Source organism: Kitasatospora mediocidica KCTC 9733, from assembly GCF_000744225.1.
Classification (GTDB): domain Bacteria; phylum Actinomycetota; class Actinomycetes; order Streptomycetales; family Streptomycetaceae; genus Kitasatospora; species Kitasatospora mediocidica.
In genome coordinates this window covers 97,827-123,732 of record NZ_JQLN01000007.1, presented here as the reverse complement: position 1 = coordinate 123,732, position 25,906 = coordinate 97,827, and the positions used below count along the sequence as shown (strand labels likewise).

The following is a 25,906-nucleotide window of genomic DNA, read 5'->3' as shown; positions in this document are numbered from 1 at the left end:
TCGCCGCTGGACCCCAAGGAAGCTCTCCCGCTTTGGAGTTGATCGTGATCACAGTCGACATCCCGGTCGCCGGGGGAGCCGCAGAGGCGGTCCCCACGGCCGACGTCTGCGGGCGCGGCGCCACCGTGTGGCTGACCGGGCTGCCCAGCGCCGGCAAGACCACCCTCGCCCTCGCCCTGGCCGACCGGCTGCGGGCGGAGGGTCACCGGGTGGAGGTCCTGGACGGTGACGAGATCCGCGAGTTCCTCTCCAAGGGACTGGGTTTCAGCAAGGAGGACCGGCACACCAACGTGACCCGGATCGGCTTCGTCGCCGAGAAGCTGGCCGCGCACGGTGTGAAGGTCCTCGCCCCGGTGATCGCCCCCTACGCCGACTCCCGGGCCGCGGTCCGCGAGCGGCACGCCGTCGAGGGCACCGAGTTCCTTGAAGTACACGTCGCCACCCCCGTCGAGCTCTGCTCCGAGCGGGACGTCAAGGGCCTCTACGCCAAGCAGGCGGCCGGCGAGATCTCCCACCTGACCGGTGTGGACGACCCGTACGAGGCTCCCGAGAACCCCGACCTGCGGATCCTGACGCACACCCAGTCGGTCGCCGAGTCCGCCGCCGACCTGCACGCCCTTCTGACGAACAGGGGTCTGGCATGACGACCGCAACCACGCCGAGCCTGCGCGAGGAGAGCGGCAACGCTTTCACGCTGTCCCATCTGGACGCGCTGGAGGCGGAGTCGGTGCACATCTTCCGCGAGGTGGCGGGGGAGTTCGAGCGTCCGGTGATCCTCTTCTCGGGCGGCAAGGACTCCATCGTCATGCTGCACCTGGCACTCAAGGCCTTCTGGCCCGCGCCGGTGCCGTTCTCGCTGCTGCACGTCGACACCGGGCACAACTTCCCCGAGGTCATCGACTACCGCGACCGCACCGTCGCCCGGCACTCCTTGCGCCTGCACGTCGCCCACGTCCAGGACTTCATCGACGACGGCCGGCTGCGCGAACGCCCCGACGGCACCCGCAACCCCCTGCAGACCGTCCCGCTGCTGGACGCCATCGAAACCGGCAAGTTCGACGCCGTCTTCGGCGGCGGCCGCCGCGACGAGGAGAAGGCCCGCGCCAAGGAACGCGTCTTCTCCCTGCGCGACGAATTCGGCGCCTGGGACCCCCGCCGCCAACGCCCCGAACTCTGGTCCCTCTACAACGGCAAGCACGCCGTCGGCGAACACGTCCGCGTCTTCCCGCTCTCCAACTGGACCGAACTCGACGTCTGGCAGTACATCGAACGCGAGAACATCGAACTCCCGCAGATCTACTACGCCCACGAACGCGACGTCTTCGCCCGCGACGGCATGTGGCTCACCGCCGGCGACTGGGGCGGCCCCAAGGACACCGAAACCGTCCAACGCCGCACCATCCGCTACCGCACGGTCGGCGACATGTCCTGCACCGGAGCCGTCGACTCCCACGCCGCCACCATCGCCGACGTGATCACCGAGATCGCCGCCAGCCGCCTCACCGAACGCGGCGCCACCCGCGCCGACGACAAGATGTCCGAGGCCGCCATGGAAGACCGCAAGCGCGAGGGGTACTTCTAACCATGAGCACCACCACCGAGACCACCTCGCTGCTGCGCTTCGCCACCGCCGGCTCCGTCGACGACGGCAAATCCACCCTCGTCGGACGCCTCCTGCACGACTCCAAATCCGTCCTGTCCGACCAGCTGGAAGCCGTCGAACACGCCTCCCGCAAACGCGGCCAGGACGTCCCCGACCTCGCCCTGCTCACCGACGGCCTGCGCGCCGAGCGCGAACAGGGCATCACCATCGACGTCGCCTACCGCTACTTCGCCACCCCCAACCGCCGCTTCATCCTCGCCGACACCCCCGGCCACGTGCAGTACACCCGCAACATGGTCACCGGCGCCTCCACCGCCGAACTCGCCGTCGTCCTCGTCGACGCCCGCAACGGCGTCGTCGAACAGACCCGCCGCCACGCCGCCGTCGCCGCCCTCCTGCGCGTCCCGCACGTCGTCCTGGCCGTCAACAAGATGGACCTCGTCGACTACGCGGAGCCCGTCTTCGCCACCATCGCCGCCGAGTTCACCGCCTACGCCACCTCCCTCGGCATCAACGACATCACCACCATCCCCATCAGCGCACTGGCCGGCGACAACGTCGTCGAACCCTCCGCCCACATGGACTGGTACGGCGGACCCACCCTCCTCGAACACCTGGAAACCGTGCAGGTGGCCGGCGCCTCCGGCGACGAACCCGCCCGCTTCCCCGTCCAGTACGTCATCCGCCCCCAGACCGGCGAGCACCGCGACTACCGCGGCTACGCAGGCCAGCTGGCCTCCGGCGTCCTGCGCACCGGCGACACCGTCACCGTCCAGCCCTCCGGACGCACCACCACCGTCGCCGGCATCGACGTCCTCGGCACCGACACCGGCATCGCCTTCGCCCCCCAGTCCATCACCGTCCGCCTCACCGACGACATCGACATCTCCCGCGGCGACCTCATCGCCGCCGGAACAACTCCCCTCCCCACCAAGGACGTCGAAGCCACCGTCTGCCACCTGCACGAACGGCCACTGCGCGCCGGCGACAAGGTACTGCTCAAGCACACCACCCGCACCGTCCGCGCCATCGTCAAGGAAATCTCCTACCGCATCGACATCGACACCCTCGAACAACGCACCAGCGCCCAGGAGTTGAACGTCAACGACATCGGCCACGCCATCCTGCGCACCGCCGAACCGCTGGCCCTGGACGACTACACCGACAACCGCCGCACCGGATCCTTCCTCCTGATCGACCCGGCCGACGGCACCACCCTCACCGCCGGCATGACCGGCGGAACCCTGGGCACCGCCGCACCGGCACCCGTTCCGGCTGAGGAGACCTAACCGCCACCGCGAGCGGCTCCCTCGTCGCGTTTCCGTTCATCCTTCAGACCGCAGACGCGCATGGACGTGAACGTCATGCCGGCCGTCCGCCTGGAGCCATGCACTGCGCCGTACACCCTCCACAGCGAAGCCGGTCTTCTCGGCGACGCGGCAGGACGCCGTATTGCCCATGGCGTGTTCGAGATCAAGACGGTGAAAGCCGGCCACCCCGAAGGCCCACGATGCCATCGCTTCGACTGCCCGCGGACAGACGCCCTTTCCCCGGGCCGCCGGGACGGTCCAGTAGGCGACGCCAGCGGTGCCGTCCGCGAACTTCAGTCCCTTCAATGCAGCGCGAGCCAGCAGCACATCGGTCTCGGAGTCGACCACGGCCCAGTGCGCGCCGGTCTCGGCTGCCCAGCCGCCCTGCCAGCCTGCGATCCACCCCTGAGCCTCGGCAACGGAGTCCGCGCGCTGCACATGCCAGCGCTGGATCTCCCGGTCCTGATAAGCGTCCATCACGGCCTGCGCATCGCCGAGAGTCCAGGGCCGCAGCAGCACGCCGTCGCCGGCCGCCAAAGTCGGTTGGGCCTGCCCTGCGAGGGAGCCCACCGGAACCGTTGAGCGGACGAGAGAAGGCATGGCTGGATTATTCAAGATCGCCAGCCGGGTCGTCCAGCGCCGGACCGGTTGCGCGCGCGGATCGTCCTCTCGGCAGCCCGCGGCATCAGAAGAAACCCTCGCTTCGGCTCGCCGCGTGATCAACCCCCGAAGGACTTCCGGAGCCGACCACTAAGACCGACCGGCAAATGGTGGGTGGAGGAAGAAGGGGGTCTCCCCGGCCGAAGGCTGGGGGAGGGTCGAGGGCCGAGTCTGGGCGGTGCCGACGAGGGAGCAGCAGCGGAGCTGCGGTGACTGAGGAGAAGCCGTCAGGGGGCACCTCCCGGCCGAAGGCTGGGGGAGAGAGCCATCGGGCCGCGACGCCGCCCACCATTTGCCGGTCGGTCTAAGGCTGGTCAACTGCCCGAGCGGGCCGTCGGGTTCCTGGGGCGGTCGAGGCGATGGCCGTCGATGGAGAGGTCGACCCGCTCGTTGTAGAAGGCGATCATTCCGGCGATGGGCAGGAGCGGGGCGGTGGGGAAGTCGTAGCACCAGGCGAGGTCCGGGTGGAGCCGCTCGCCGATCCGGGCGCTCCAGTAGCCACTGGTCGTCCCCTTGTACGGACATGCGGTGACGGTGTCGCTGGGCACCAGCCGGTGGAAGTCGACGTCGGTGCGATTGAGGTAGTAGCGGGTCGGCAGACCGGTCTCGAAGACCATGACGGGCGACGAGGACTCGGCGAGAACCACACCGTCGCGCTCGACGCGGACCGTCCGGGTCGAGCGCAGCGCGTCGACCCGGACATACGGGCTGCGCGGATGCACGAAGACCTGCTCGTCCTCCTCGTACCAGGCGTCGAGGGCGCCCCACTCGAAGCACGCCGTCCCGCTGAGCCCGGCAATCGACGACTCCCGCAGCACCGTGGCAGCGCCCGGCCGCTCGGCATCGCCGACCCGCAAGCCGTGCCGCTGGATCCGGCCCCGGGGACCGTCCTGCGGCGCGCTCCCGTCCGTCACCAGCAGGTCGCCGCGGATGTCGTCCAGCGGAATGTAGTACCGCGGGTAGTAGGGCACCTCCCAGACGTAGCGTGCTCGTGTCGTGTCCAGGACGGTCTCTCCCGCCAGCACGGCACGAATCCGCCGTGGCACCGGCTCGACATGGTTGACCTGCATGTTCACCGCCGGATATGGCGGTCGCTCCACATACTCGCTCACCGCACGCTCCCTCGCTGGGACAGTCGACCCCGCCATTCCAGAGTAGGGCGCCGCAGCCCGGCCGGGGGAGCCCGGTCGGTGACCGCGTGGATCACCGGTGCTGAAGGGCAGGTGCGAAGCTGGCGCGCGTTCGGGGCCGGTCCGCAGGTCCCGCCAGGACGATGCGAGCGATCATCTCCGCCAAGACAGAGCCGAGGCCGGAGTGAAATCCGGGGACACCCCCGACGTCCATGGAGCAGGATGACGCGGTGTGAGTCCCGCACCGCCCGGCCTCGCCGTGAACCCCGCGCTCCCGTCTCACCTGCTCGACCGGCCGATCGCCGCGGCGGACGAGGAGCTCGCCTGTGAGCTGGCGCTGCCGACTCGACCTACGAGGCCACGACCGTCTCGGCGGGGTGATCACAAGTCAGGTCACCTGACCCTCGCGGGAGTTCGTTTCCGGCGCTCGCCGGGGGTGTGAAGAGTTCGCAGGCGACCGAGGGTGGGACCCTGGTGGCTCGGCGTCAGTTGGCGTCGTGAGTGACTACGGAGGTGCAAGGTGCATGAGTTGATTCTCCGTCACGCGGCCGAGCGCGGGGACAAGACCGCCTTTGCGGACGCCGATGGCGTGGTGAGCTACGGTGAACTCGCCCGTCGCACCGCCCGGGTGGCCGGCAACCTCCGCGTCGACCGCGGCAGCCGGGTGGCGCTGTACCTGGGCAACGGGGTGCCCGCCGTCACGGCCACGCTCGGCGTCTGCCGCGCGGCCGCGGTCGGTGTCCCACTCGACGCGCGAAGCGTTGACGACGACCTCCGATCCCGGTTGGCGGACAGCGGCGCCGAGTTGGTGGTCACCGACCGCGAACACCTGGCGCAGGCACGGCGGGTGGCCGGTGTCCGGGTGGTGACCGTGGACGACCTGCTCGTGCCCACCCCCGCGCCGCCGCGCGACGACCTCGATCCGGACTCGCCCGCCTGGCTGCACTACACGTCCGGGACCAGCGGGGAGCCGAAGGGCGTGCTGTCGACCCAGCGGGACTGGCTCTGGTCGGCGGACCGCGCCTACCGGGACCTGCTGGGCATGTCCGGCGACGACCACCTGCTCTGGCCGCTGCCGCTGTTCCACGCCTTCGGGCATTCGATGTGCGTGGTGGGCGTGCTGGCCCTGGGCGCGAGCGCCTATGTGATGGATCGCTTCAGCGCGGACGGGGCTGCCGCCCTGCTGCGCCGGGAGCCGTTCACGGCACTGGGCGGCGTGCCGACGGTCTTCACCCAACTGCTGGACGCGGGAGCTCCGTTGCCGTTGCGGTGCCTGTCGGCGGGGGCCCCGCTGCCGGAGGAGCTGCGAGACCGGTTCCGCCGAGCCTTCGACGGTGAGCTGCACGACGGATACGGCAGCACGGAGACGTCTGGGAAGGTCGCCGTCGACGGTGTCGTCCTGCCCGGAATCGAGACCCGGTTCGTGGACGGGGAGATCCAGCTGAAGATGCCCGGTGCCGGCCGGTGGCATGCCACCGGGGACCTGGGCCGCGAGGAGAACGGCCGTCTGGTGGTGACCGGGCGGGCCGGTGAAATGATCATCCGGGGCGGGGAGAACATCCACCCGGCGGAGATCGAGCAGGTGCTCGCCCGCCATCCGGACGTCCGGGCCGTGGCTGTGGTGGGTGAGCCCGACGCGGTGTTCGGTGAGGTACCGGTCGCCTATGTCGTGGGCGAGGTGGATCCGGCGGCGCTGCTCGCCTTCTGCCGCCGCCTGCTGCCGCCCCATCGGGTGCCGGCGGGAATCCGTCCGATCAGCGGGATTCCGCTGACATCCTCGGGCAAGCCGGCGCGGCAGCGGCTCCGGTTCCAGTACGTGCTTGACGTGGTCCTGCGGGAGACCGCGGGGATCACCGGCCTGCCGCCCGAGCCGGACCGGTCGTTCGTCGAAGCCGGCCTGGACTCACTCGGCACCGTGCGGCTGCGGGACCGGCTTGGCGCGGAGCTCGGTCTCGCGCTGCCGCCGTCCCTGGTGTTCGACCACCCCACGCCCCGCCTGGCGGCCACGTTCCTCACCGGCGGGGCCGCCGGCCCGCCGCCGCCCGCCCGCACGGCCACCGAGCCGATCGCGATCGTGGGGATGGCCTGTCGCTATCCCGGTGGGATCAGCAGCCCGGAGGACCTCTGGCGGGTGCTCGCCGCCGGCCAGGACACGATCACGGGATTCCCCACGGACCGGGGCTGGCCCCTGGACGAGCTGTTCCATCCCGACCCTGACCACGTGGGCACCAGCTATGTCTCACGCGGGGGCTTCCTGGCGGACGCGGCCGACTTCGACGCCGCGTTCTTCCGCATGTCGCCGCGCGAGGCCTTGGCCACCGACCCGCAGCAGCGGCTGCTGCTGGAGACGGCGTGGGAGGCGGTCGAGCGGGCAGGCATCGCCCCCGAGTCCCTGCGGGGCAGCAACACCGGTGTGTTCGTCGGCCTGATGTACAACGACTATGGCAGCCGGTTCCGGGGCAGCGCGCACGATCTCCAGTCCCAGATCGCCCTGGGCTCGGCGGGGAGCGTGGCGTCCGGGCGGATCGCGCACAGCCTGGGGCTGCACGGGCCGGCGCTCACCCTGGACACCGCCTGTTCCTCGTCGTTGGTCGGCATGCACCTCGCGGCGGACTCCCTGCGGGCCGGCCAGTGCGACCTGGCCCTGGCGGGCGGGGCGACGGTGATGGCCACGCCGGACTCCTTCGTGGTGTTCAGCCGGCAGCGCGGCCTCGCCCCGGACGGACGGGTGAAGCCCTTCTCCGCGGCTGCCGACGGCACCGCCTGGTCGGAGGGGGTGGGGCTGCTGGTCCTTGAGCGGGTGAGCGACGCGGTGCGCAACGGCCACCCGATCCTGGCCCTGTTGCGCGGCTCCGCGGTCAACCAGGACGGGGCGTCGAACGGCCTCACGGCACCCAGCGGGCCCGCCCAGGCGGCTGTGATCCAGCAGGCGCTGGCCGATGCCGGGCTGACCGGCGCCGACGTGGACGTGGTCGAGGCCCACGGAACCGGCACCGCCCTGGGCGACCCGATCGAGGCGGCCGCGCTGCTCGCCACCTACGGTCAGGACCGGTCGGATCCGGTCCTGGTCGGCACCGTCAAGTCCAACCTCGGGCACACCCAGGCAGCCGCCGGGGTCGCGGGCGTGATCAAGGCGGTGATGGCGATCCGGCACCGCACCGTGCCCGCCACGCTGAACGTCGACGAGCCCACGCTCCACGTCGACTGGACCGCCGGTGCGCTTCGCCTGGTCACCGAGCCGACGCCCTGGCTGACGCCCCGGCTGACGCCCCGGCCGGCGTCCTCGCCGGCGCAGAACCGTCCGCGCCGGGCCGCCGTGTCGGCCTTCGGGATCTCGGGGACCAATGCGCATGTGATCGTCGAGGAGTACGAGCAGCTGCGGGTGGCGTTCCTGTTCCCGGGCCAGGGGGCGCAGAAGCGCGGGATGGGACGGGAGCTGGCCGCCCGGTACCCGGTGTTCGCCGCGGCCTTCGAGGAGGCCTGCGCCCACCTGGACCCGGCGCTGCGCGAGGCGATCGACACCGACCTGGTGCACCGTACGGACATCGCCCAGGCGGCCCTGTTCGCCTATGAGGTGGCACTGTTCCGTCTGTTGGAGTCCCGGGGATACCTCCCGGACGCGCTGATCGGGCACTCCGCCGGGCAGATCGCGGCGGCTCATGTGGCGGGCGTGCTGTCCCTGCCCGACGCGGCGAGGCTGATCACCGTCCGCGGGCGACTCATGCGCGAACTGCCGGCCGGCGGCGCCATGGTGGCCGTCCGGGCTGCCGAGAGCGAGATCCGACTCACCCCGCGCACCGCGATCGCGGCCGTCAACGGGCCGGACTCGGTGGTCGTGTCCGGCGCGGAGGAGGAGGTGTCGGCCATCGCCGCCGGTTTCGAGCGGGTCACCCCGCTCACCGTCAGCCACGCCTTCCACTCGCCGCTGATGGACCCCATCCTGGCGGAGTTCGCCGAGGTGGCCAGGAGCCTGACGTATCACCCGCCGCTCATTCCGGTCATCGGCGCCCGCCCGGACGACCCGGACTACTGGGTGCGGCACGTGCGCGAGACGGTCCGCTTCGCCGACCATCTGGCCATGGTCGACGGTGCCGCCCTCGTCGAACTGGGTCCGGGGAGCACGCTGGCCGCGCTCACCGAGGGCGTCATCTCCGCCACCGACCCCGAGCAGGCGGGGAAGCGGCTGCGGGGCACCAGCACCTTCAACCGTCGGCGCTACTGGCTCGACCGCGGCGCCGAACACCCGCTGATCGAGTCGACCGTCGTCGTGCCCGGTTCCGGGGAGGTGGTGTGCATCGCCGACCTCAGCCCCGTGTGGCTGCTGGACCACATCGTCGGCGGAACGGCGATCGTGCCCGCCACGGCGATCCTGGAGCTGGTCCTGTACGCGGGGGAGCGGGCCGGCTGCACCGGCGTCGACGAACTGGTCCTGCACACGCCGATGCCGCTGCCGCAGACGCGGCGGGCCGAGATCGTCGTACGCCCCGGGGTCGACGGCACGCGGGCGTTCGAGGTGCACGCGAACGGCGTCTGCTGCGCCAGCGGCAGGCTCGCTCTGCACGTCGGTGAGGGCCGCCCCGCGCCGCCGGTGGACATCGGTGCCTGGCCCCCGCCGGACGCCGAGGAACTGGAGGTCGAGCACGCCGACTACGGACCCGCGTTCCGCGGGCTGAGCCGGTTGTGGCGCCGCGGCGACGAGCTCTTCGGCGAGGTGCGCGGTGAGTTCCCGGACGCGGGCCGGTTCGCGCTGCACCCCGCCCTGTTCGACGCGGCGTTGCACCCGGCCCGGCTGCTCGGCGACGGCGTGCCGTTCGCCCTGCGCGGCGTGCACCTGCTGGCGCGGGGCGCCACGGGGTTGCGGGTGCGCATCCACGAGGGGCGGATCGCCGTCGCCGACCAGAGCGGCCGGCCGGTGGCGTCCGTCGAATCGATCACCGTGCGGGGGAGCGCGACGGGCCGGGGCACGTTGTTCCGCCCGGAGTGGCAGCGGGTTCCGGGCCAGCCGCAGGGCCGGGTCGTCCAGGTGCCGGCGGGCGACGCGCCCGACGCGCTGGCGCTCGTGCTGCGGGAGTCGCAGGCCGGTCACGAGCATCTGAGCGTGCTGGTGCAGCCCGGAGACCTGGCCGGAGCGGCGGTGGCCGGCCTGGTCCGGGTCGCGCAGACGGAGCACCCCGGCCGGTTCACCCTGGCCGAACTCGGCGACGGGCGGACGGAGATCGTGTCCGAGCGCGCGAACCTGGTCCCGGTGCCGGGTGGCGCCTTCACCTGGCGCGGGACCGTCCTGGTCACCGGTGGCGGCGCGCTGGGGCAGGCGGTCGCCGACCATCTGCGGGAGCGGGGAGTGCGCGTCGTCGTCGCCAGCCGCAGCGGTGAGACGCGTCTGGATGTCACCGACCGGGCGGCCCTGGCCGCGTTGGTCGACTCGATCGAGGACCTGCGGGTCGTCGTGCACACCGCAGGCGTGCTGGACGACGGGATCCTGACGTCGATGACCCCGGCGCGGATGGCGACGGTCTGGCGCCCCAAGGCCGAAGCGGCCTGGCATCTGCACGAGTTGACCGCGGATCGGGAGCTGGACGCCTTTGTGCTGTTCTCCTCGGCGTCCGGTGTGCTCGGTCACGCCGGACAGGCCAACTACGCGGCGGCCAACAGCTATCTGGACGAGCTCGCCCGCCACCGGCGGCAATTGGGGCTTCCCGCGCACTCGTTGGCCTGGGGCCCGTGGACGGTCGGCATGATGGCCGACCGGAGCGTTGCTCCCGGCCTGGTGCCGCTCACACCCGCCGAGGGGGTGGCCCTGCTGGAGGCGGCGCTGGGCACCGACGAGCCGGTGCTCGTGCCGATCGCGTTCGACCCTTCCCGGACATCGGCCGCCAGGGTCCCCCCTGCCCGGCCGAAGACCCGGGCCACGCCGGAACCGACCCCTCAGACCGGCGTGCTGGAGCTGGTGTGCGCCGAGGTCGCCGCCGTGCTGAGCTACCCGGACGTTCATCCGGACACGCCGATCAGCGACCTCGGTTTCGACTCGCTGACCTCGATCGAGCTGCGCAACCGGCTGGAGGAGCGGACCGGCCTGCGCCTCCCCGCCACGTTGGTGTTCGAGTCTCCCACCCCCAGGGCTCTGGCCGACCAGTTGCGTCCGCCGCCGCCCCCGGGGACGCTCGGCTTCCTGTACCGCAAGCTGTGCGAGCTGGGCAGGTCGCGGGAGGCCATGCACCTGCTCGTCTCCGCGTCGTGGGCGCTGCCCTCGGCGGCGACGCTCCCCTCCGTCGCCCCGCAAAGGCTCAGCGACGGCGACGAGGGCCCGGCGATCGTCTGCTTCCCCGCCTTCACCTCGCCCCCTGGGGAGTACGGTCTGCTGGCCCGGCACCTGCCGGGCCTGTGGCTGCTCCCGCACCCGGGGTACGACGGCGGCCCCGTCCCGCAGGATGTGGAGGCCCTGGTCCGGACCCATGCCGCCTCGATCGAGCAACTCGACCGGCCCGTGGTGCTGTTGGGCCGCTCCACCGGCGGCCTGGTCGCGCAGGCCGTCGCGGAGCGGGTCGGCGCCGAGGCGGTGGTGCTGGTGGACACCCACCCCGTCCGGGACGAGGAGTGGCTCACCGAACTCGCGGTCCGCACCGCGATCAGGCTCGACGAGCCCGCTCTCGCGGCGATGGGCGCGTACTCACGTCTCTTCCTGGACCGGCAGGGGGAGACGACCGTCCCGACCCTGCGCCTGCGGGCCGGCGACGTGCCGGGTGACCACCACTCGGTCCTGGAGCAGCATGTGGCCACGACGGCGGAGGCCATCCACGGGTGGCTCTCCCGGACGCTGTCGCCCGAGCCGCGATGAGCGACGGCGGCGGCCCCGGGGACAGCCGGGGCCGCCGCCGGGCTTTAGCATGAGCGGCATGGAGCTGCGCCAACTCCGCTACTTCGTCGCGGTAGCCGCGGAACTGAACTTCGGTCGGGCCGCCGCCCGGCTGCTGATCGCCGGCCCGTCCCTGTCCCAGCAGATCAAGGCGCTCGAACGCGACCTCGGGGTGGTCCTGTTCGACCGTGACCGGCGCTCGGTCGCGCTCACCGCGGCGGGAACCGCGCTGCTCCCGCACGTGCACGCCCTGCTGGAGCAGGCCGACGACCTGCGGCGCCGGGCCGGGCGGCTGGCCGGTTCGGAGCCGGTCCGGCTGGGCTACGTCACCTGGCTGCCGCCCGATCTGACGGCGCGTACCTCCGCGGTGGCCCGGGTGCACATCGATGCCTGGGTCGCGCCCTCGCACGCCCAGGCCGCCCGGGTCGCCGACGGCAGCCTGGACCTCGCGGTGTGCTGGGTGCGCGACCAGGAGCTGGAAAAGCTGGGCCTGGTGGCCCGGTTGGTCGGCGTCAACCGGCTCCACGCCGTGTCCGTGGCGGGCGGCACCGGTGCCGTGCGCGCCCGGGACACCGCGGTGCTCCTGGACGACGACGTCAACTCCTGGGCGTCCTGGAACGCCTATGCCGAGGAACTGGTCCGCGACACGGGTTCCCGCGCTGAGCACATCGCGGACGGCGGTGTCATGGGCGCGGCGTTCTTCGACCATGTCCGCCGCCTCGACCGGCCGGTCGTCAACTCGCCCAAGGGAGGGACGGTTCCGCTGCCGCCGGACCTGGTTCAGCGCCCGATCGTGTCGCCGCAGGTGCACTGGACCTGGTCGCTGGTCCGGCGTGCCGACGAGCAGCGCGTCGAGGTGCTCGCCGTGGTCGACGCGCTCTGCGAGGCGGTCGGAAACCTCGGACCGCACGGAGCGCCCGGCCCGGACGTCTGGCGGCCGGCGGGCGACCGATAGCCGCGCTGACCAGGGCTGGAAGGCTGGGCCTACCAGGAGGGAGGCAGCTGGTCCTGGCCCTCTACGAAGTGCCCTGCCTACGGTGGCGGAGTCGACCCGGCGGCCGCAGCCGCGGCGGGGGACCGGCGCCCCGGGGGACGGACCAGTCGTGATCGCCGGTGACAGCAACGCCATCGCCTCCTCCGGCAAGAACGCCGGAGCCGTCAGCATGAAGGTCGTGAACGAATTGGTCGGCAAGCGCGAGACCGAGCCAGGCAAGGCCACCTTCGAGACCACCATTGACGGCGACGACCCGCACCGCACAACGGAGTTGGTCGGCGCCGCCCGGATCCGGGCCACCGAGCTCCTGCTCGAGGCGATGCCGGCCGACACGGAGGACCCCGCCGACTGGCCGGCCTGGCAGAGCCTGCTGCCGCGCATCGAGTCCCTGGCCATGCGTTCGGACCCGCAGGCCGACGACACGGACTCGATCATGCTGTTCACCGGCGCCGGGCTCTTCCTCCTGGATCAGGGCGCCGCGAACCGCAGCATCGACTACCTCCAGCGGGCACTGGACTGCTGCCACCGGACCCTGGGCGCGGACCATCCGACCACCCTCGCCGTCCTCGACAATCTCGGCCAGGCATGCCTGTCCGTCGGCGACGCGGACCGGGCGATCCCCCTGATGGAGCTTGCTGTCGCAGGGAGCATCCGCGTGCTGGGCGACGACGACCCCGGGACGCTGATCTGCCGCAACAACCTCTCCCACGCCTACCACGCGGCCGGAGACCTCCGGCAGGCGATCTCCCTGAGCGAAGCGGTCCTGGCCGACCGCGAACGCGTCCTGGGGGCCGACGACCCCCTCACCCTGACCAGCCGCAACAACCTCGCCGGCTTCTACCAGGCCGCCGACGAGCCGGGGCGGGCCATCGTGCTCCTTGAGCAGGCGGTCGCCGACCACGAACGCCTCCTCGGCCCCGACCACCCCCACACCCTGGCCACCCGCGACAACCTGGCCGTCTGCTACCAGAACGCCGGGCACGTCTCGGGGGCGCTCCTGCACTCGGAGCGAACCCTGGCCGACCACGAACGCGTGCTCGGCCGCGACCATCCCGACACGCTGACCAGCCGCAACAACCTGGCCTTCGCCTACCAGGAGGCCGGGGATCCGGAGCGGGCGATCCGCCTGCTGGAACAGAACCTGGCCGACACCGAACGCGCCCTGGGGCCCGATCACCCCCGGACGCCGAACGCTCGCAACAACCTCGGTGGCGCACTCCAGTTGGCCGGCCAGGTCTCGCGAGCGATCCCGCACTTCGTCCGCGCCCTCGCCGACCGTGACCGCATCCTCGGACCTGACCACCCCGACACGCTGGTCAGCTGCAACAGCCTTGCGCACGGCTACATGGCGGCCGGGGACAACGACGGACTGGCCCGGGTCATCTCCCGGATGCTCGCCCACAGCATCCGCGTGAACGGCAAACGGCACCCCGTGACCCGGGCCCTGCGCGACTTCCTGGAGAGTCGCCCTGACGCCTGACGCCTGACGCCTGACGCCTGACGCCTGACGCCCGACCTCGACGCCTGACCTCGACCCAACTCCACGCCTTCGTGACCTTCGTGGCCTTCGTGGGCAGCCGAGCCTCAAGCCGCGATCGCGGCCAGGATCTTGTCCGTCAGCCTGTCCAGGTAGTCGGGCGCGGTCGGCGCGTGCACGACGGCGAGCCGCCAGTAGAGCGGGCCGACCAGCAGGTCCAGCGCGAGGTCGCGGTCGACGTCGGCGGGCAACTCGCCGCGCTCGACCGCTCGTTCCAGCAGGCCGACCGCCCTGGCCCGGCGGGGGTCGCGTACGGCGGTGAGGAGGCCCTGCGCCAGTTCGGGGTTGCGGCCGCACTCGGCGAGCAGGTCGGGGATGATCCTGGCGGGGAGCCGGTGGCGCAGCGCGGCGGCGGCGTCGGTGACGAACGCGAGGACGTCCCCGCGCAGGGTGCCGCTGTCGCTGATCTCGACCGCGCTCGACGTGACCTGCGAGACCAGGGTGAGGGTCATCGCCAGTTTGGACGGCCAGCGGCGGTAGATGGCGGCCTTGCCGGCTCCGGCGCGCTTGGCGACGGCTTCCAGAGAGAGTCTGGCGTAGCCGACCTGGGCCAGTTCCTCGAAGAAGGCGGCCGCGATCGCCTCGGTCACCGAGTCCTGGAGGACCGGTCCGCCGGGGAGTCTGCGTTCGGGGGGCTGGGGTGACGGTTGGCTCGGCATGTCCCGAAGCTATCACGAGACGGAACGGTTGCGTCTCGACTACACGGGCGCTAACGTCTCCCTCGTAGCCGAGACGCAACCGTTCCGTCTCGACAGAAGTCGAGGAGTGCGCCATGAAGTTCCTGTTCGAAGACGAGTCGTTCTCCTTCGAGACGCTGCGCGCGGCCGGGTTCGCCAACGACGGCGGCGCCGACCTGGGCGAAATCGTCTCCACCGCCCGCAACATCACCGACGGTGACGAGGAGGCATGGCTGCGCGAGTGGAAGAACACCGCGCAGCGCGTCCACGCCATGGCCGACCGCGCCCAGGCGGCCGGGCACCGGGTCAGCGCCCGTGAGGCCCTGCTGCGTGCCTCGAACTACTACCGCACCGCCGAGTTCTACCGCCGCGACGACCCGGCCAACGACCCCGAGGTCAAGCTCCTCTCCACGCTCTCCCGCGAGACCTTCGCCGCCGCCGCGGCCCTGATGGACACCCCCGTCGAGGCGGTGCGCATCCCCTACGAGTCCACCAGCCTGCCCGGGTACCTCTTCCTCGTCGACGACTCCGGCGCCCCCCGCCCCACCGTCATCTTCACCAGCGGCTTCGACTCCACGCTGGAGGAGTCCTACTTCGTCGTCGCGGCGGCCGCGCTGCGCCGCGGCTACAACGTGCTCGCCTACGACGGCCCCGGCCAGGGCGCGGCGCTGCGCGAGCAGCAGTTGGTCTTCCGCCCCGACTGGGAGGCCGTGGTCACCCCGGTGGTCGACTACGCCCTCACCCGCGACGAGATCGACGCCGACCGGCTGGTCCTGATGGGCTACAGCCTCGGCGGCTTCCTCATCGCCCGCGCCGCCGCCTTCGAGCACCGCCTGGCCGCCCTCGTCCTGGACGACGGCCTCTACGACTACCACGACGCCAACGTCCGGATCATGCCCCCCTTCCTGCGCGACTGGGTCGAGGCCGGGCGCGACGACCTCGCCAACCCCGTGGCCGGCCTGCTCATGGCGGGCAGCACCCAGGCCCGCTGGGCCCTGCGCAATGGGGTGTGGACCTTCGGCGCCACCTCGGTCGCCGATTACATCCGCCGCACCGCCGACTACACCCTCGACGGCGTCGCCCGGTTCATCGACTGCCCCACCCTGATCCTGGACGCCGAGAACGACCAGTTCTTCCACGGGGAGCCCCAGCGCGTCGCGGCCGCCCTGACCTGCCCGCACACCCTGATCACCCTGCCCGAGGCCGAAGGTGCCGGAGAGCACTGCCACGTGGGTGCCATGTCCCGCTTCCAGCAGGTCACCTTCGACTGGCTGGACACCACCCTTCCCACCACCTGACCGACCCATCCACATCCACATCCACACTCTGAGTGCGGCCGAATCCGCACATCAAACCATCCCAAATCCCTCATAAACGGACATCGGAGGCCGCCGGCTCGTGACGGTGCTCACTCGCCGGATGTGTCTACGACGGTGGTTAGTGGATCGAAATTCCGGCCCGGCAGGTTTGGAGCCGCGTACGTCTCCCGCGCGGCCGACGTGATCATGGCGTCGGCCGCGTCTCACGTGTTTCCGCAGGTCAGCAGCGCGTGAACGGGATCGAAGACGCGGCGGAGGCCGAGGTTTGAGCCCCGGAGCGACGGGCAAAGGTGGCTGCCTGGCATCCGCAGGAGGCCCCTGCGGCTACGACGCACCGTCGTATCAGGGGGTCTTGGAACGCGCCCCGGGCCCCGCTAACAATGGCTGAGTCGCCAGATGCGGCGGGTGGCAGGTCCACCCCCGCAGAACCGCTCGGCACCCGCGTCAGACGCGAGGTCGCCTCCGTGCCACACCCCGACCGCCTGGGCCCATCGGCCCGCGGGACACCGTGGGGACCGGCACCCCGAATGATGAGGACGTACTCCCACATGCCCGTGATCACCACCCGCATGCGCAAGTCCGCCACCCTGCTCGTCACCGCCGCCGGCATCGCCGCGCTGGGCGCCGCGGTCGCCCCGACCGCGGCCTTCGCCGACACCCCGCAGTCCATCGCCGCCGGCATCGTGCCCGCGAACCAGCTGGCCTCGTTCGACCAGATCGTCTCCCACGAGAGCGGCTGGAACGTCACCGCGACCAACCCGTCCTCGGGCGCCTACGGCCTGGGCCAGGCCCTGCCGGGCAACAAGATGGCCAGCGCCGGCGCCGACTGGCAGACCAACGCCGCCACCCAGATCAAGTGGACGTACGACTACATGAACTCCCGCTACGGCAGCCCGAACCAGGCCTGGGCCTACTGGCAGGTCCACCACAACTACTGATCCGCACTCTCCAGGAGTCGGATCGCCGGGGCCCGGCGCGCACCAGCGGAAGCTGTCGGCGCGTTCGGGCCCCGCAGTGCTTTGTCCAGCCGTTGCCGAAGGCAGCGCGGTGTGGCACCCCCGGATGTGCTGACCGGGCGGACGTGGTACCCCGGAACCATGGACGCAGGAACCGGCAGAGCAGGCGTGGACCGGCCCTCCCCGAGCCCGGGTGACCGTCCGACGGTCGGGGTCGAGGAGGAGTACCTGCTGCTCGATCCGGAGAGCGGCCTGCCACTGCCCAGGGTCGACGCGGTGCGCGAACTCGCCGGGCTGCACCCCGCGATCGACCACGAAGAGTTGCAGAACGAACTGCTGCAGGCACAGGTGGAGGTCGCCACCCCGGTCTGCCACGACCTGGAGGAGGTCGGCGGCCATCTGCTGCGGCTGCGCCACGCCCTGGCATCCGCCGCGGAGGCCGAGGGCTGCCGGCTGGCCGCCTGCGGCACCGCCCCGTACGCGCCCGCCGCACCGCCGTTGATCGTCGATGCGCCGCGCTACCACTCGATCAGGAAGGTCGTGTCGCGGCTGGCCGACGAGGCGATGATCAACGGCATGCACGTGCACGTCGCCGTCCCGGATCCGCGGACCGGGGTGGAGGTGCTCAACCGTCTTCGGCCCTGGCTGCCGGTGCTGACCGCGCTGTCGGCCAACTCGCCGATCTGGTACGGCTCCGACACCGGCTACGCGAGCTGGCGCACGATCGTCTTCGGACGCTGGCCGATCAGCGGGATCCCACCCCACTTCGCGGACGCGGCGGACTACGAGAGCCGGATCGACCACCTGCTCGCGGCGGAGCTGATCCGCGACCGCGGGCAGCTGTACTGGCAGGCCAGGCTGTCGGCCAAGTTCCCGACCGTGGAAGTGCGCGCGATGGATGTGCAACTGCGCGCGGACGAGGCGGTGATGCTGGCCGGACTCGTACGGGCGCTGGTCGCCAGTGCGACGCGGGATGCCGCCGCCGGGCGCCGGTCGGATCCGCGGACGCCGGAGAGCCTCGAAGGCGCCGCCTGGCACGCCGCCCGGTACGGCCTGGACGGCACCCTGCACGACCCGGCGAGCGGACTGGCCCGGCCGGCGGCCGAGATCGTCCGCGGGATGCTGGACCACCTCGGCCCGGTCCTGGACGAAATGGGGGACACCCGGGCCGTGGCGCCGCTGGTCCACCGCCTGCTGGCCGAGGGAAACGGCGCCGGGCGGCAGCGCCGGTACCTGGCGGAACAGGGACGCGCCGGCCTGATCACGATGATCGCTGCGGAGAGCGCGGCGTCCTGAGCCCGTCCGGTTTCGTCACGCGTGTCCGCCGCCCCTGCCGGCAAGCGGGCAGGGGCGGCGGTGTGGGGGCGGTGGGTCAGCAGGTGAGGTTGGAGCCTGCCGGGACGCCGAGGATCGAGGTGAAGGCCTGGTAGTCGTTGACCCGGTCCTGCATCTCGGCGGTGTTGCCGCCGTTGCACTCGATGCTGCCGTTGATGGAACGGATGGTCTGCCCGAAGCCCGCGCTGTTGACCATGGCGTCGTGCGCGGTCATCGTGCCCGGGCCGGTCTGGGTGTCCCAGTACCAGAGGCCCGTCTTCCAGGCGGTGGCCGCATCCGTCTCGACCAGGCCGGGATTGTCGAGCAGGTCCACGCCCAGCGCGTCACCGGCCGCCTTGTAGTTGAAGTTCCAGCTCAGCTGGATCGGTCCGCGCCCGTAGTAGGCGTAGGTGCCGGCCGGGCAGCCGTAGGGCTCACTCGCGCAGTAGTTCCCGGACTTGTCGATCTCGGTGACGTAGACCAGCCCGCCGGTCTCGTGGTCGACGTTGGCCAGGAAGGCGGCCGCCTCCTGCTTCTGCACCGTGGCGCTTCCGGTGGTCGCGAAGCCCGGGTAGGCGCTCAGCGCGGCGACCAGGCCGCTGTAGGTGTAGAAGCCGTTCCGGTTCGGGAACATCTGGTTGAACTGGGCCTCGCTGACCACGAATCCGCCCGTGCCGCCGGAGCCGCCCGAGCCCGAGCAGGCGTAGGGCGACCAGTACCAGGTGCTGATGGTCGGGTCGTACCCCGGGTTGTCGTGGGTGGCGATGTAGTACTGACCGTTCGGGCCGTACTGCACGATCGCGCCGGTCGTGTACGCCTGTCCGGCCACCCACGCGGGGTACGAGCAGCCGCTGCCGCCGCCGGTGGTTCCGCCGCCGCCGCCCGCGTCACAGGTGCCCTGGTCGGCCCAGACGCCGGCACTGCCACCGGGGGTGTCGCCCTGGGTCCACCACTTCGCCTGCCAGTTGTGGGAGTTGTACGAGCTGCTGTTGCCGTTGACGTAGACCGTCGACGAGCTCCACGCCGCAGCGCAGGGCGTCGCCGCCGTGGAGGAGGAGGCCGGCAGGAACACGGCCAGCCCGGTCGTGAGGAGCAGAGCCGACAGGAAGGCCACGATGCGTGGTCTGTTCATGGTGTCACTCCTTCGTGCGGGTGGGGCCGCACGTGGGCGAGGACGGGGAGAGCCTCCCTGAGGCGAGCGCGGAAGCCGGCCGGGGCGGCCACCCGCACTAAACCCGAATCGGTCTAGACCTGTCAATGCATACGGCAGGAAAACGCCGACCGTCGAAGCAATGGAAATCCCGCCCCCCGCAGCATGTTTGACGGACCGGCTGATCGAGACTGATCGAGACCGCTTCCGCGCGCTTTCAGCGCCTGCCGGCAGTCGGGCCCAAGGTTGTCGCAGACCGGGTCAGTTGTCCGGATGGGAGGCCGCCCAGCCGTGTTCGAGCAGGGCGAAGGCCTCGTCGGCGGCTCGGCGCGGTTCGGCGTGCCGCAGGATGAGGCTGCGGGACTCCAGGGCGAACCTGGCCAGGGCGGCGCAGCTGACGTCGTCCTCGGGAGCGCCGACGGCTTCGGCGATGGCCCTCGTCAGGGTCGCTTCGTGGCGTGTCCACATGTGGTTGGCATAGTCGCGCAGTGCGGGCGTTTCCTGCACCATGCGCGAGAAGTCGGCGAACCGCGGGTCCGCGGCATGGACGGCGAACTGTGTCTGGCCCAGCAGGAGGTACTCGCGCAGGGCCTGCGGGATCGACTGGCCCGGGGTGCGGTCGCGCACGGCGGCGACGAGTGCCGCTTCCAGGTCGTCGTCCTGATCGAAGACCAGGGCTTCCTTGCCGGAGAAGTGCTTGAACAGGGTGGTCACCGAGACGTCGGCGAGGTCGGCGATGTCTTTGACCCCGACCTGGTCGTAGCCGCGCTCGAGGAAGAGCTCGAGTGCGGCGTCGGCCAGGGACTGGCGGGTCTGGGCCTTCTTGCGCTCGCGGCGCCCGGTCGGTTCGGTCACTCGCTCACCATACCGTGAAGTGCATTCACTGTGAAAGTTTAGTCGTTGCACTTTTTTAGCGAGTGTGGTTTCTTGGTGATGCCGGGCCTCCCGGCGGCCCACACATCACCGGAAGGACCCCCATGACCCCTGCCCGCGACTCCCGCATCGCGATCGTCGGCGCCGGCCTCGGCGGACTGACCTGCGCCAGAGTCCTCCAGCAACACGGCCGCGCCGTCACCGTCTTCGAGCGCGAGGCATCCGCCGACGCCCGCCCGCAGGGTGGCAGCCTCGACATGCATGCCGACACCGGCCAGGCCGCCCTGCGGTCGGCGGGGCTCCTCGACCGGTTCCACGCTCTCGCCCGTCCCGAGGGCGACGAGTGGCGCGTGCTCGACTTCGCCACCGGTGCTCTCCTCGCGCCGCGTCAGGGGCCGACCCCCGGCGGCGGCCGGCCGGAGATCGACCGGGGCCAACTGCGCGGCCTGCTCCTGGACTCGCTCACCGAGGGCACGGTGCGGTGGGACCGCGCCGTCAGCGGGGTCACCCCGCTGGCGGACGGCACCTGCCGACTGCTCTTCGGTGACGACACCGCCGAGGACTTCGACCTGGTGGTCGGCGCCGACGGCGCCTGGTCACGCGTCCGCCCGGCCCTCTCGCCCGCCGCACCCCACTACACCGGTGTCACCTTCGTCGAGACCGGGTTCGACCAGTGCGACACCCGCCACCCCGACCTCGCCCGGCTGGTCGGCAACGGATCGATGCTGGTGAAGGGCGTCCGCAGGTCCCTGGTCGCGCAGCGCAACAGCAACGGTCACATCCGCGTCTACATCGCGTTCCGTGAGCCGCAGGACTGGCACACGGCAGCCGGTCTTGACCTCGGCGACCAACAGGCCGTGGAGGCACACCTGTTGAGGATGTTCGACGGTTGGGACGAGAGCCTGCGCGACATCCTGCGGAACAGCGACAGCGGCTTCGTCAACCGGTCTCTGTTCGTCCTGCCCGCCGCGCACAGCTGGGAGCACGTCCCCGGCGTCACGCTGCTCGGCGATGCCGCGCACCTGATGCCCCCGGTCGGGCTGGGCGCCAACCTCGCCATGCTCGACGGCGCCGACCTCGCCCACGCCCTCGTCGCCGAATCCACCCTCGACGACGCCGTCCGCGCCTACGAGAGCATCATGCTGCCTCGCTCGATCGAGGCCGCGACGGCAAGTGCGCAGGGGCTCGACCACCTCGTTCCCGCGACGGCCGCCTGAGCCGACTCACACCGCCCCGGGTCAGGAAACCCTGTCCAACAAATCTTCGGAGCCTCTTGAAGACGGCTCCCGCCGGCGCCTCGCTGTCGGAGGCGTCCGGCATCATCGACGCATGATCTCGTGGAACGCCGAACTGTCCGCCCTCGCCCGCCAGCACCTGCCGGAGGACGTCGCCGAGAAATGGACCAGCCTGCTCCGGCCATGCGCGCGCCTCGCGGCCGGCGCCGACGGGAGGGCAGCCGGCCGGCTCGGCGGTGTCCCCGAGCTGCCGGCCGGAACCGAGTGGCCGGTGTGGAAGGGGAACGGCCCGCTGTCCTTCGTGGCCGCAGTCGACTGCGCCGCGCTGCCGACCAGCGAGCTGGACATACCGCTCCCGCAGGACGGCACGCTGCTGTTCTTCTACTTCGACGGCCAACTCGACGACGGCGAAGCCCTGGTCCTCGTCGATGACCGGGAGAGCTGGGACGGTGCCCGGGTGCTCTACGTGCCCGCCGGCACGGAAACCGTCGAACACCCCACCCCGGAAGGACTGACGGCCTATCCGGAGGTGCGGCTCACCGCGGAGGTGACGGCCTCCGACCTCGGCCCGTGGCACCCCGACACCCGGAGCGCCTTCAGCCCTGGCCCCGGCTGGGATCCGCGCGACCACCCGATCTGCGCCGGGCCCTTCGTGGAGGCCGTTGAAAAGACCTGGGACGGCCCGTGCCACCGCATCGGCGGCCACCCGATGTCGGTCCAGAACCCGGTCGAGTACGAGGTCGCCCACGCCCTCCTCGGCGGCCAGGCGGCGTGGGACTCCCCGGAGCTGACGAGCGAGGCCCAGCGCTGGGTGCTGCTCGCGCAGATCGACAGCGACGCCGACGCCGACATGATGTGGGGAGACGTGGGCTCGCTGTACTGGCTGATCCGCCGCGAGGACCTGGCCGCGAAGCGGTTCGACGAGGCGGTCTTCACCTGGCAGTGCTGCTGATCGAGACCTGTGCTTCGGCCGAGGTCGACAGCGCGCCGAGTCGGTGCCGCTTCCGCAGTACGGCCCGGGTCTGACTGCCGGCCCCTGACCGCAGGGGCCGCCCGGTCGCCGACCACGAACTGTCTGTGCAGCCGGTTGTCGTGGTGTCCGCGGACAACAGCGTCAGCCGCTGGGGCACAGCGGCACAGCGGCACCGCGGCACCGCGCTCCAGCCGGACCTGGGATCCGTACCAGGCCCGGCACTACCTCGGCCACCTCGCCCGCCACCTGGAGCGTCCCGACCACCGCGACCGTCAGGACCTGGCCTGGTGGCGGCTGGCCGACGGCCTGAGCATGCCCGCCCGCCTCCTGGCCGTCGCGCTGTGCTGTGCGAGGTGCTTCTGTACCCGGCCTCAAGAATCAGCCTCGGCGCGGGGGCGGTCGAAGGTGACAGTGGTGGGCCTGCCCGTTCGATCCTCACCCGCCAACTACTCCACGGCCCGTTCGGTGGGCCCGAGAAGTTCCACACGTCGCTCGCGCAGGCACTCCTGGCCGGGCTCATCACTCCCAGCTGCTACGTCCTCGCCCTCACCGCCTGGGGCCAGCGGCTGCTCTTCGCCCGCCTCGTGCTCCCGCTCCGCGGACAGCTCCCCTGGGCGACCCTGACGCCGGAGTGACGGCCACACCGGTCGGGGCCGAGTAGAGGCGGCACCGCCGGGCCGCCGCCTCGCCGGGGGACACCGCGGTGGGCGTCCCCCGGCGCGGTGGTCAGAAGCAGTGGTCAGAAGTCGAAGATCTGCAGCTCGGCGCCGTTGCTGTCCCCGCCGGTGCCGTACATGGTCTGGCCGTCGGGGCCGATCGCCAGGCCGACGAGGTCGTCGACGTCGAAGCCGAAGACGTCCTCGTTCGGGACCTCGGCGCCGGTGGCGGTGTCGAAGGCGAGCACCGAGGGGGCGCCGGACGGGTAGGAGTTGGCCACGAAGAGCCGGGTGCCGTCGGCGGAGACCAGCGGGGAGGCGAGCTGGGAGTAGCCCTTGGTCAGGGTCAGGTGGGCCGTCACGGTGTCGTGGTTCAGGTCCACCCGGATCGCGGTGCCGTCGCCGACCGCGTTCACGGCGTAGAGCGAGCTGCCGTCGGGCGTCAGCGCCAGCCCGTCCACCTGCGCGTTCGCGGTGCCCGGGACGGTGCCGAGCACGGTGGGCACCGCGCCGGTGGTGTCCAGGTGCACGATGCCGGTCTCGGTGCTGACGTACGCGCTCCTCCCGTCGGGTCGGACCGCGATCGAGCGAGGGTCGCCGCCGGGCAACTGGACGCTGCCGGTGACGGCCCGGCGGGCGGTGTCGTAGACCCAGACCAGGCCCGCCGTGGGCACCGAGGTGCCCGGCGCCGGACCGTCCTGCGTGACGTAGACCAGGGGGCCGTTGACCGCGATCGTCCCTGCCACGCCGGGGCCCCAGCCGGTGGGGCGCGGCTCGTCCGGCAGGTCCAGCGAGTTGAGCACGCGGTCCCGGCCGGTGTCGATCACGGACAGGGTGAGCCCGTTGAGCACGTACAGCCGGCGGCCGTCCGCGCTGAGCGCGGGACGGTAGCGGGTCCACTTCTCCATGCCCAGGTCGATCGTGGCCACCACCCGGTCGGCGACGGTGTTCACCACCCTCACCCGGGTGTGGTTGTCGGTGTCGTTGGCGATCGTGTAGGCCCGACGGCCGTCCGGGCTGACCAGCGGCGTCCCCGGCGGCAGGAAGCTGCTGCCGATCTTCACCAGACCTTCGGTGCCAGAGACCGGGACCGGGTCGGCTTGGGCGATGCCGCCCGAAACCGCGAGCAGCGCCCCGGCGGTCACCAGGGCAGTGGCCCAACGGGCCACCGTACCAATCGACTTCATCGTTTCCCTCCCCAGTTGAAGCACCGCTGAATGCGGTGCCTCGGGCAGGCTATTGCACCCTGGTACCCCAACGCGGTCCAATCGCCGACTAGTTGCTCCGGCAAACATCACTGGGCCGTGCTCGGTTCGGCTTGAACTCACCTTCGGGGGAAGCTCGGTAGCCGAAGCGCCGTCGGGCGGCGCTGGTGTCGGACCTACCGTGGCACCCGACCAGACACCTCGCCCGGCACCTGCCGACCCGGCTGCTCGGGCCGGAACCGCGGACCGCTCTGGCCCGCGATCGATCAGGAATCGAGAAGCCGGGCGGCGGTGCGGGACGTAGCGTGAAACACGGCGCCGGGAGATCCGGCACCGGTGGTCCACCACCGGCCACCGTCATCAGGAGGTCTCAATGCCGTACACCGTCGACTTCGAGAACGTGTCCACCGTTGGCCTGGAATCGTCCCCGGTCGCGGAGGCGCTCGCAGGATTGCGCGCCAACGAGGCGCGTTACTTCAAGAACAAGTACGGCCACGTCTTCACCGTCCGGCCCGCGAGCGAGGCACCGGAGGCGCTCGACTCGGTGACCCGCATCCTCTCCGAGGAGCGCGGCATCGTCATCTCGGCCCGGCCGCTCGAGGTGACCGCCTTCGAGGTGGGCGGATTCCGGATGGCTTACGTGTTCTACGAGTCCGGCCTGTCGGTCAACGTGATGTACGGCATCGAGGACGGCACGAAGCGCGCGGTGGGGTTCAAGCTGTCGGCGGGCATGGACGTTCCCGAGGAACTGGCGTCGAAGTTCAAGTTCGCGCGCCAGAAGTCGAAGCTGGCCGGAGAGATCCGTGGCTCCTACTTCGTGATCAAGGGCGAGTACTGAGCGCCCCGTCCGCGAGTCGGCTGGCGCCCACCTGTGCGTTTGATTCCCATGTGACAACGCTGGGACGCGATGGATCAGCCGCTCACTCGACTACCGGCCTGCCCGCTGCGCTGCGGGCTGTGCTCGCGTTGCGGAATGGCGCGGAATGGCTACGGCTGGAGCCGTCCCTTCTGGGCCGCTTTGACGCTGGCTTCGAAGCGGCTGCTGGCGCCGAGGCGTTCCATGATCGAGGACATGTGGCGGCTGACGGCGCGGGCCGACCGGCCGAGGCGCTGGCCTGCGGTCTCGTCGGTGAGGCCGGTGCCCAGGGTGCGCAGGAGTTCCCGTTCGGTGTCGCTCAGGCATGGCCTAGCGACCGCGGCGGCCGGTGCCGTCAGGTCAAGTGCTTCCAGCCCGGATCCCCCTCGTACGACCTACTGCCGTGGCCCCGGCGCCCCGGGCGCGGACGGCGCCCGGGGACGTGAGCGGCCCCGGCGGCGTGGGCGGCGCCGGGCGGCCTGAGCAGTCGGCCGGCCGGCGCCTACCACGCGACGAGTTTCCCCCGTGGGACGAACGTCCGGCCGCGCGGCGGCCGGGCGTGACGCCTCAACTCGTCACGCCAAGCCTTCCCGAAGGGTGATCAT

General features: G+C 71.5%; 20 protein-coding genes. 13 read left to right on the top strand and 7 right to left on the bottom strand.

What is annotated here, in order from left to right; translation table 11 throughout:
* Window positions 1-59: 59 nt before the first annotated feature.
* Genes cysC through BS80_RS31010 form a run of 3 tightly spaced genes read left to right on the top strand, consistent with a single transcriptional unit; the run spans window position 60 to window position 2,892 of the window.
* Window positions 60-644, top strand: a complete 585-nt coding sequence (cysC, locus tag BS80_RS31020; RefSeq protein WP_051967691.1) for an adenylyl-sulfate kinase — start codon at window positions 60-62, stop codon at window positions 642-644.
* A complete protein-coding gene (gene cysD, locus BS80_RS31015) occupies window positions 641-1,582 on the top strand; it encodes a sulfate adenylyltransferase subunit CysD (protein WP_035804519.1) in 942 nt (313 codons plus the stop codon). Before cysC ends, cysD begins: the two co-directional genes overlap by 4 nt.
* Before the next feature lie 2 nt (window positions 1,583-1,584).
* On the top strand, window positions 1,585-2,892 hold the full coding sequence (locus BS80_RS31010; protein WP_035804516.1) for a sulfate adenylyltransferase subunit 1: 1,308 nt from the start codon (window positions 1,585-1,587) through the stop codon (window positions 2,890-2,892).
* Between the two features lie 36 nt (window positions 2,893-2,928).
* On the opposite strand, the gene BS80_RS31005 is transcribed toward BS80_RS31010, so the two are convergent.
* Window positions 2,929-3,513, bottom strand: a complete 585-nt coding sequence (locus tag BS80_RS31005; RefSeq protein ID WP_035804515.1) for a GNAT family N-acetyltransferase — start codon at window positions 3,511-3,513, stop codon at window positions 2,929-2,931.
* 374 nt (window positions 3,514-3,887) lie between these two features.
* The gene (locus tag BS80_RS31000) at window positions 3,888-4,685 is read right to left on the bottom strand and encodes a DUF427 domain-containing protein (protein ID WP_232246723.1); all 798 of its coding nucleotides are present in this window, start codon (window positions 4,683-4,685) and stop codon (window positions 3,888-3,890) included.
* 547 nt (window positions 4,686-5,232) lie between these two features.
* Between BS80_RS31000 and BS80_RS30995 the strand changes: the two genes are divergently transcribed.
* The 3 genes from BS80_RS30995 (at window position 5,233) to BS80_RS30985 (ending at window position 14,030) form a co-directional block, all read left to right on the top strand.
* Window positions 5,233-11,538, top strand: coding sequence for a type I polyketide synthase (locus BS80_RS30995; RefSeq protein ID WP_035806347.1), 6,306 nt, complete (start codon window positions 5,233-5,235; stop codon window positions 11,536-11,538).
* A gap of 49 nt (window positions 11,539-11,587) precedes the next feature.
* Window positions 11,588-12,511 carry a LysR family transcriptional regulator gene (locus BS80_RS30990; RefSeq protein ID WP_035804513.1) on the top strand — a complete coding sequence of 308 codons (924 nt, stop codon included), beginning with the start codon at window positions 11,588-11,590 and terminating at the stop codon, window positions 12,509-12,511.
* Between the two features lie 148 nt (window positions 12,512-12,659).
* Window positions 12,660-14,030, top strand: a complete 1,371-nt coding sequence (locus tag BS80_RS30985; RefSeq protein WP_051967446.1) for a tetratricopeptide repeat protein — start codon at window positions 12,660-12,662, stop codon at window positions 14,028-14,030.
* 104 nt (window positions 14,031-14,134) lie between these two features.
* Here the strand turns inward: BS80_RS30985 and BS80_RS30980 are convergent, their stop codons facing one another.
* Window positions 14,135-14,746, bottom strand: a complete 612-nt coding sequence (locus BS80_RS30980; RefSeq protein ID WP_035804511.1) for a TetR-like C-terminal domain-containing protein — start codon at window positions 14,744-14,746, stop codon at window positions 14,135-14,137.
* Between the two features lie 113 nt (window positions 14,747-14,859).
* On the opposite strand from BS80_RS30980, the gene BS80_RS30975 reads away from it, so the two are divergent.
* The 3 genes from BS80_RS30975 (at window position 14,860) to BS80_RS30965 (ending at window position 18,335) form a co-directional block, all read left to right on the top strand.
* Window positions 14,860-16,062, top strand: coding sequence for an alpha/beta hydrolase family protein (locus tag BS80_RS30975; RefSeq protein ID WP_035804509.1), 1,203 nt, complete (start codon window positions 14,860-14,862; stop codon window positions 16,060-16,062).
* Between the two features lie 569 nt (window positions 16,063-16,631).
* The gene (locus tag BS80_RS30970) at window positions 16,632-17,021 is read left to right on the top strand and encodes an aggregation-promoting factor C-terminal-like domain-containing protein (RefSeq protein ID WP_035804507.1); all 390 of its coding nucleotides are present in this window, start codon (window positions 16,632-16,634) and stop codon (window positions 17,019-17,021) included.
* Window positions 17,022-17,180: 159 nt separating this feature from the next.
* Window positions 17,181-18,335: a carboxylate-amine ligase gene (locus BS80_RS30965; RefSeq protein WP_083975591.1), complete on the top strand. Its 1,155-nt coding sequence runs from the start codon at window positions 17,181-17,183 to the stop codon at window positions 18,333-18,335.
* Between the two features lie 76 nt (window positions 18,336-18,411).
* Here the strand turns inward: BS80_RS30965 and BS80_RS30960 are convergent, their stop codons facing one another.
* Both BS80_RS30960 and BS80_RS30955 read right to left on the bottom strand, forming a co-directional pair.
* Window positions 18,412-19,485 carry a glycoside hydrolase family 19 protein gene (locus BS80_RS30960; RefSeq protein WP_035804505.1) on the bottom strand — a complete coding sequence of 358 codons (1,074 nt, stop codon included), beginning with the start codon at window positions 19,483-19,485 and terminating at the stop codon, window positions 18,412-18,414.
* A 279-nt stretch (window positions 19,486-19,764) separates the two neighbouring features.
* A complete protein-coding gene (locus BS80_RS30955; RefSeq protein ID WP_035804503.1) occupies window positions 19,765-20,358 on the bottom strand; it encodes a TetR/AcrR family transcriptional regulator in 594 nt (197 codons plus the stop codon).
* A gap of 122 nt (window positions 20,359-20,480) precedes the next feature.
* Between BS80_RS30955 and BS80_RS30950 the strand changes: the two genes are divergently transcribed.
* The 3 genes from BS80_RS30950 (at window position 20,481) to BS80_RS30940 (ending at window position 23,219) form a co-directional block, all read left to right on the top strand.
* Window positions 20,481-21,593: an FAD-dependent oxidoreductase gene (locus BS80_RS30950; RefSeq protein ID WP_035804502.1), complete on the top strand. Its 1,113-nt coding sequence runs from the start codon at window positions 20,481-20,483 to the stop codon at window positions 21,591-21,593.
* A 112-nt stretch (window positions 21,594-21,705) separates the two neighbouring features.
* Window positions 21,706-22,563, top strand: coding sequence for a YwqG family protein (locus BS80_RS30945; RefSeq protein ID WP_035804496.1), 858 nt, complete (start codon window positions 21,706-21,708; stop codon window positions 22,561-22,563).
* 374 nt (window positions 22,564-22,937) lie between these two features.
* The gene (locus BS80_RS30940) at window positions 22,938-23,219 is read left to right on the top strand and encodes a hypothetical protein (RefSeq protein WP_157536711.1); all 282 of its coding nucleotides are present in this window, start codon (window positions 22,938-22,940) and stop codon (window positions 23,217-23,219) included.
* A 104-nt stretch (window positions 23,220-23,323) separates the two neighbouring features.
* Here BS80_RS30940 and BS80_RS30935 read toward each other — a convergent pair whose 3' ends face one another.
* Complete coding sequence (locus tag BS80_RS30935) at window positions 23,324-24,427, bottom strand: beta-propeller fold lactonase family protein (protein WP_035804493.1); 1,104 nt, start codon at window positions 24,425-24,427, stop codon at window positions 23,324-23,326.
* A gap of 391 nt (window positions 24,428-24,818) precedes the next feature.
* Between BS80_RS30935 and BS80_RS30930 the strand changes: the two genes are divergently transcribed.
* Window positions 24,819-25,283 carry a hypothetical protein gene (locus BS80_RS30930; protein ID WP_035804491.1) on the top strand — a complete coding sequence of 155 codons (465 nt, stop codon included), beginning with the start codon at window positions 24,819-24,821 and terminating at the stop codon, window positions 25,281-25,283.
* 149 nt (window positions 25,284-25,432) lie between these two features.
* On the opposite strand, the gene BS80_RS39970 is transcribed toward BS80_RS30930, so the two are convergent.
* A complete protein-coding gene (locus tag BS80_RS39970; RefSeq protein ID WP_332262223.1) occupies window positions 25,433-25,624 on the bottom strand; it encodes a response regulator transcription factor in 192 nt (63 codons plus the stop codon).
* Window positions 25,625-25,906 lie beyond the last annotated feature (282 nt).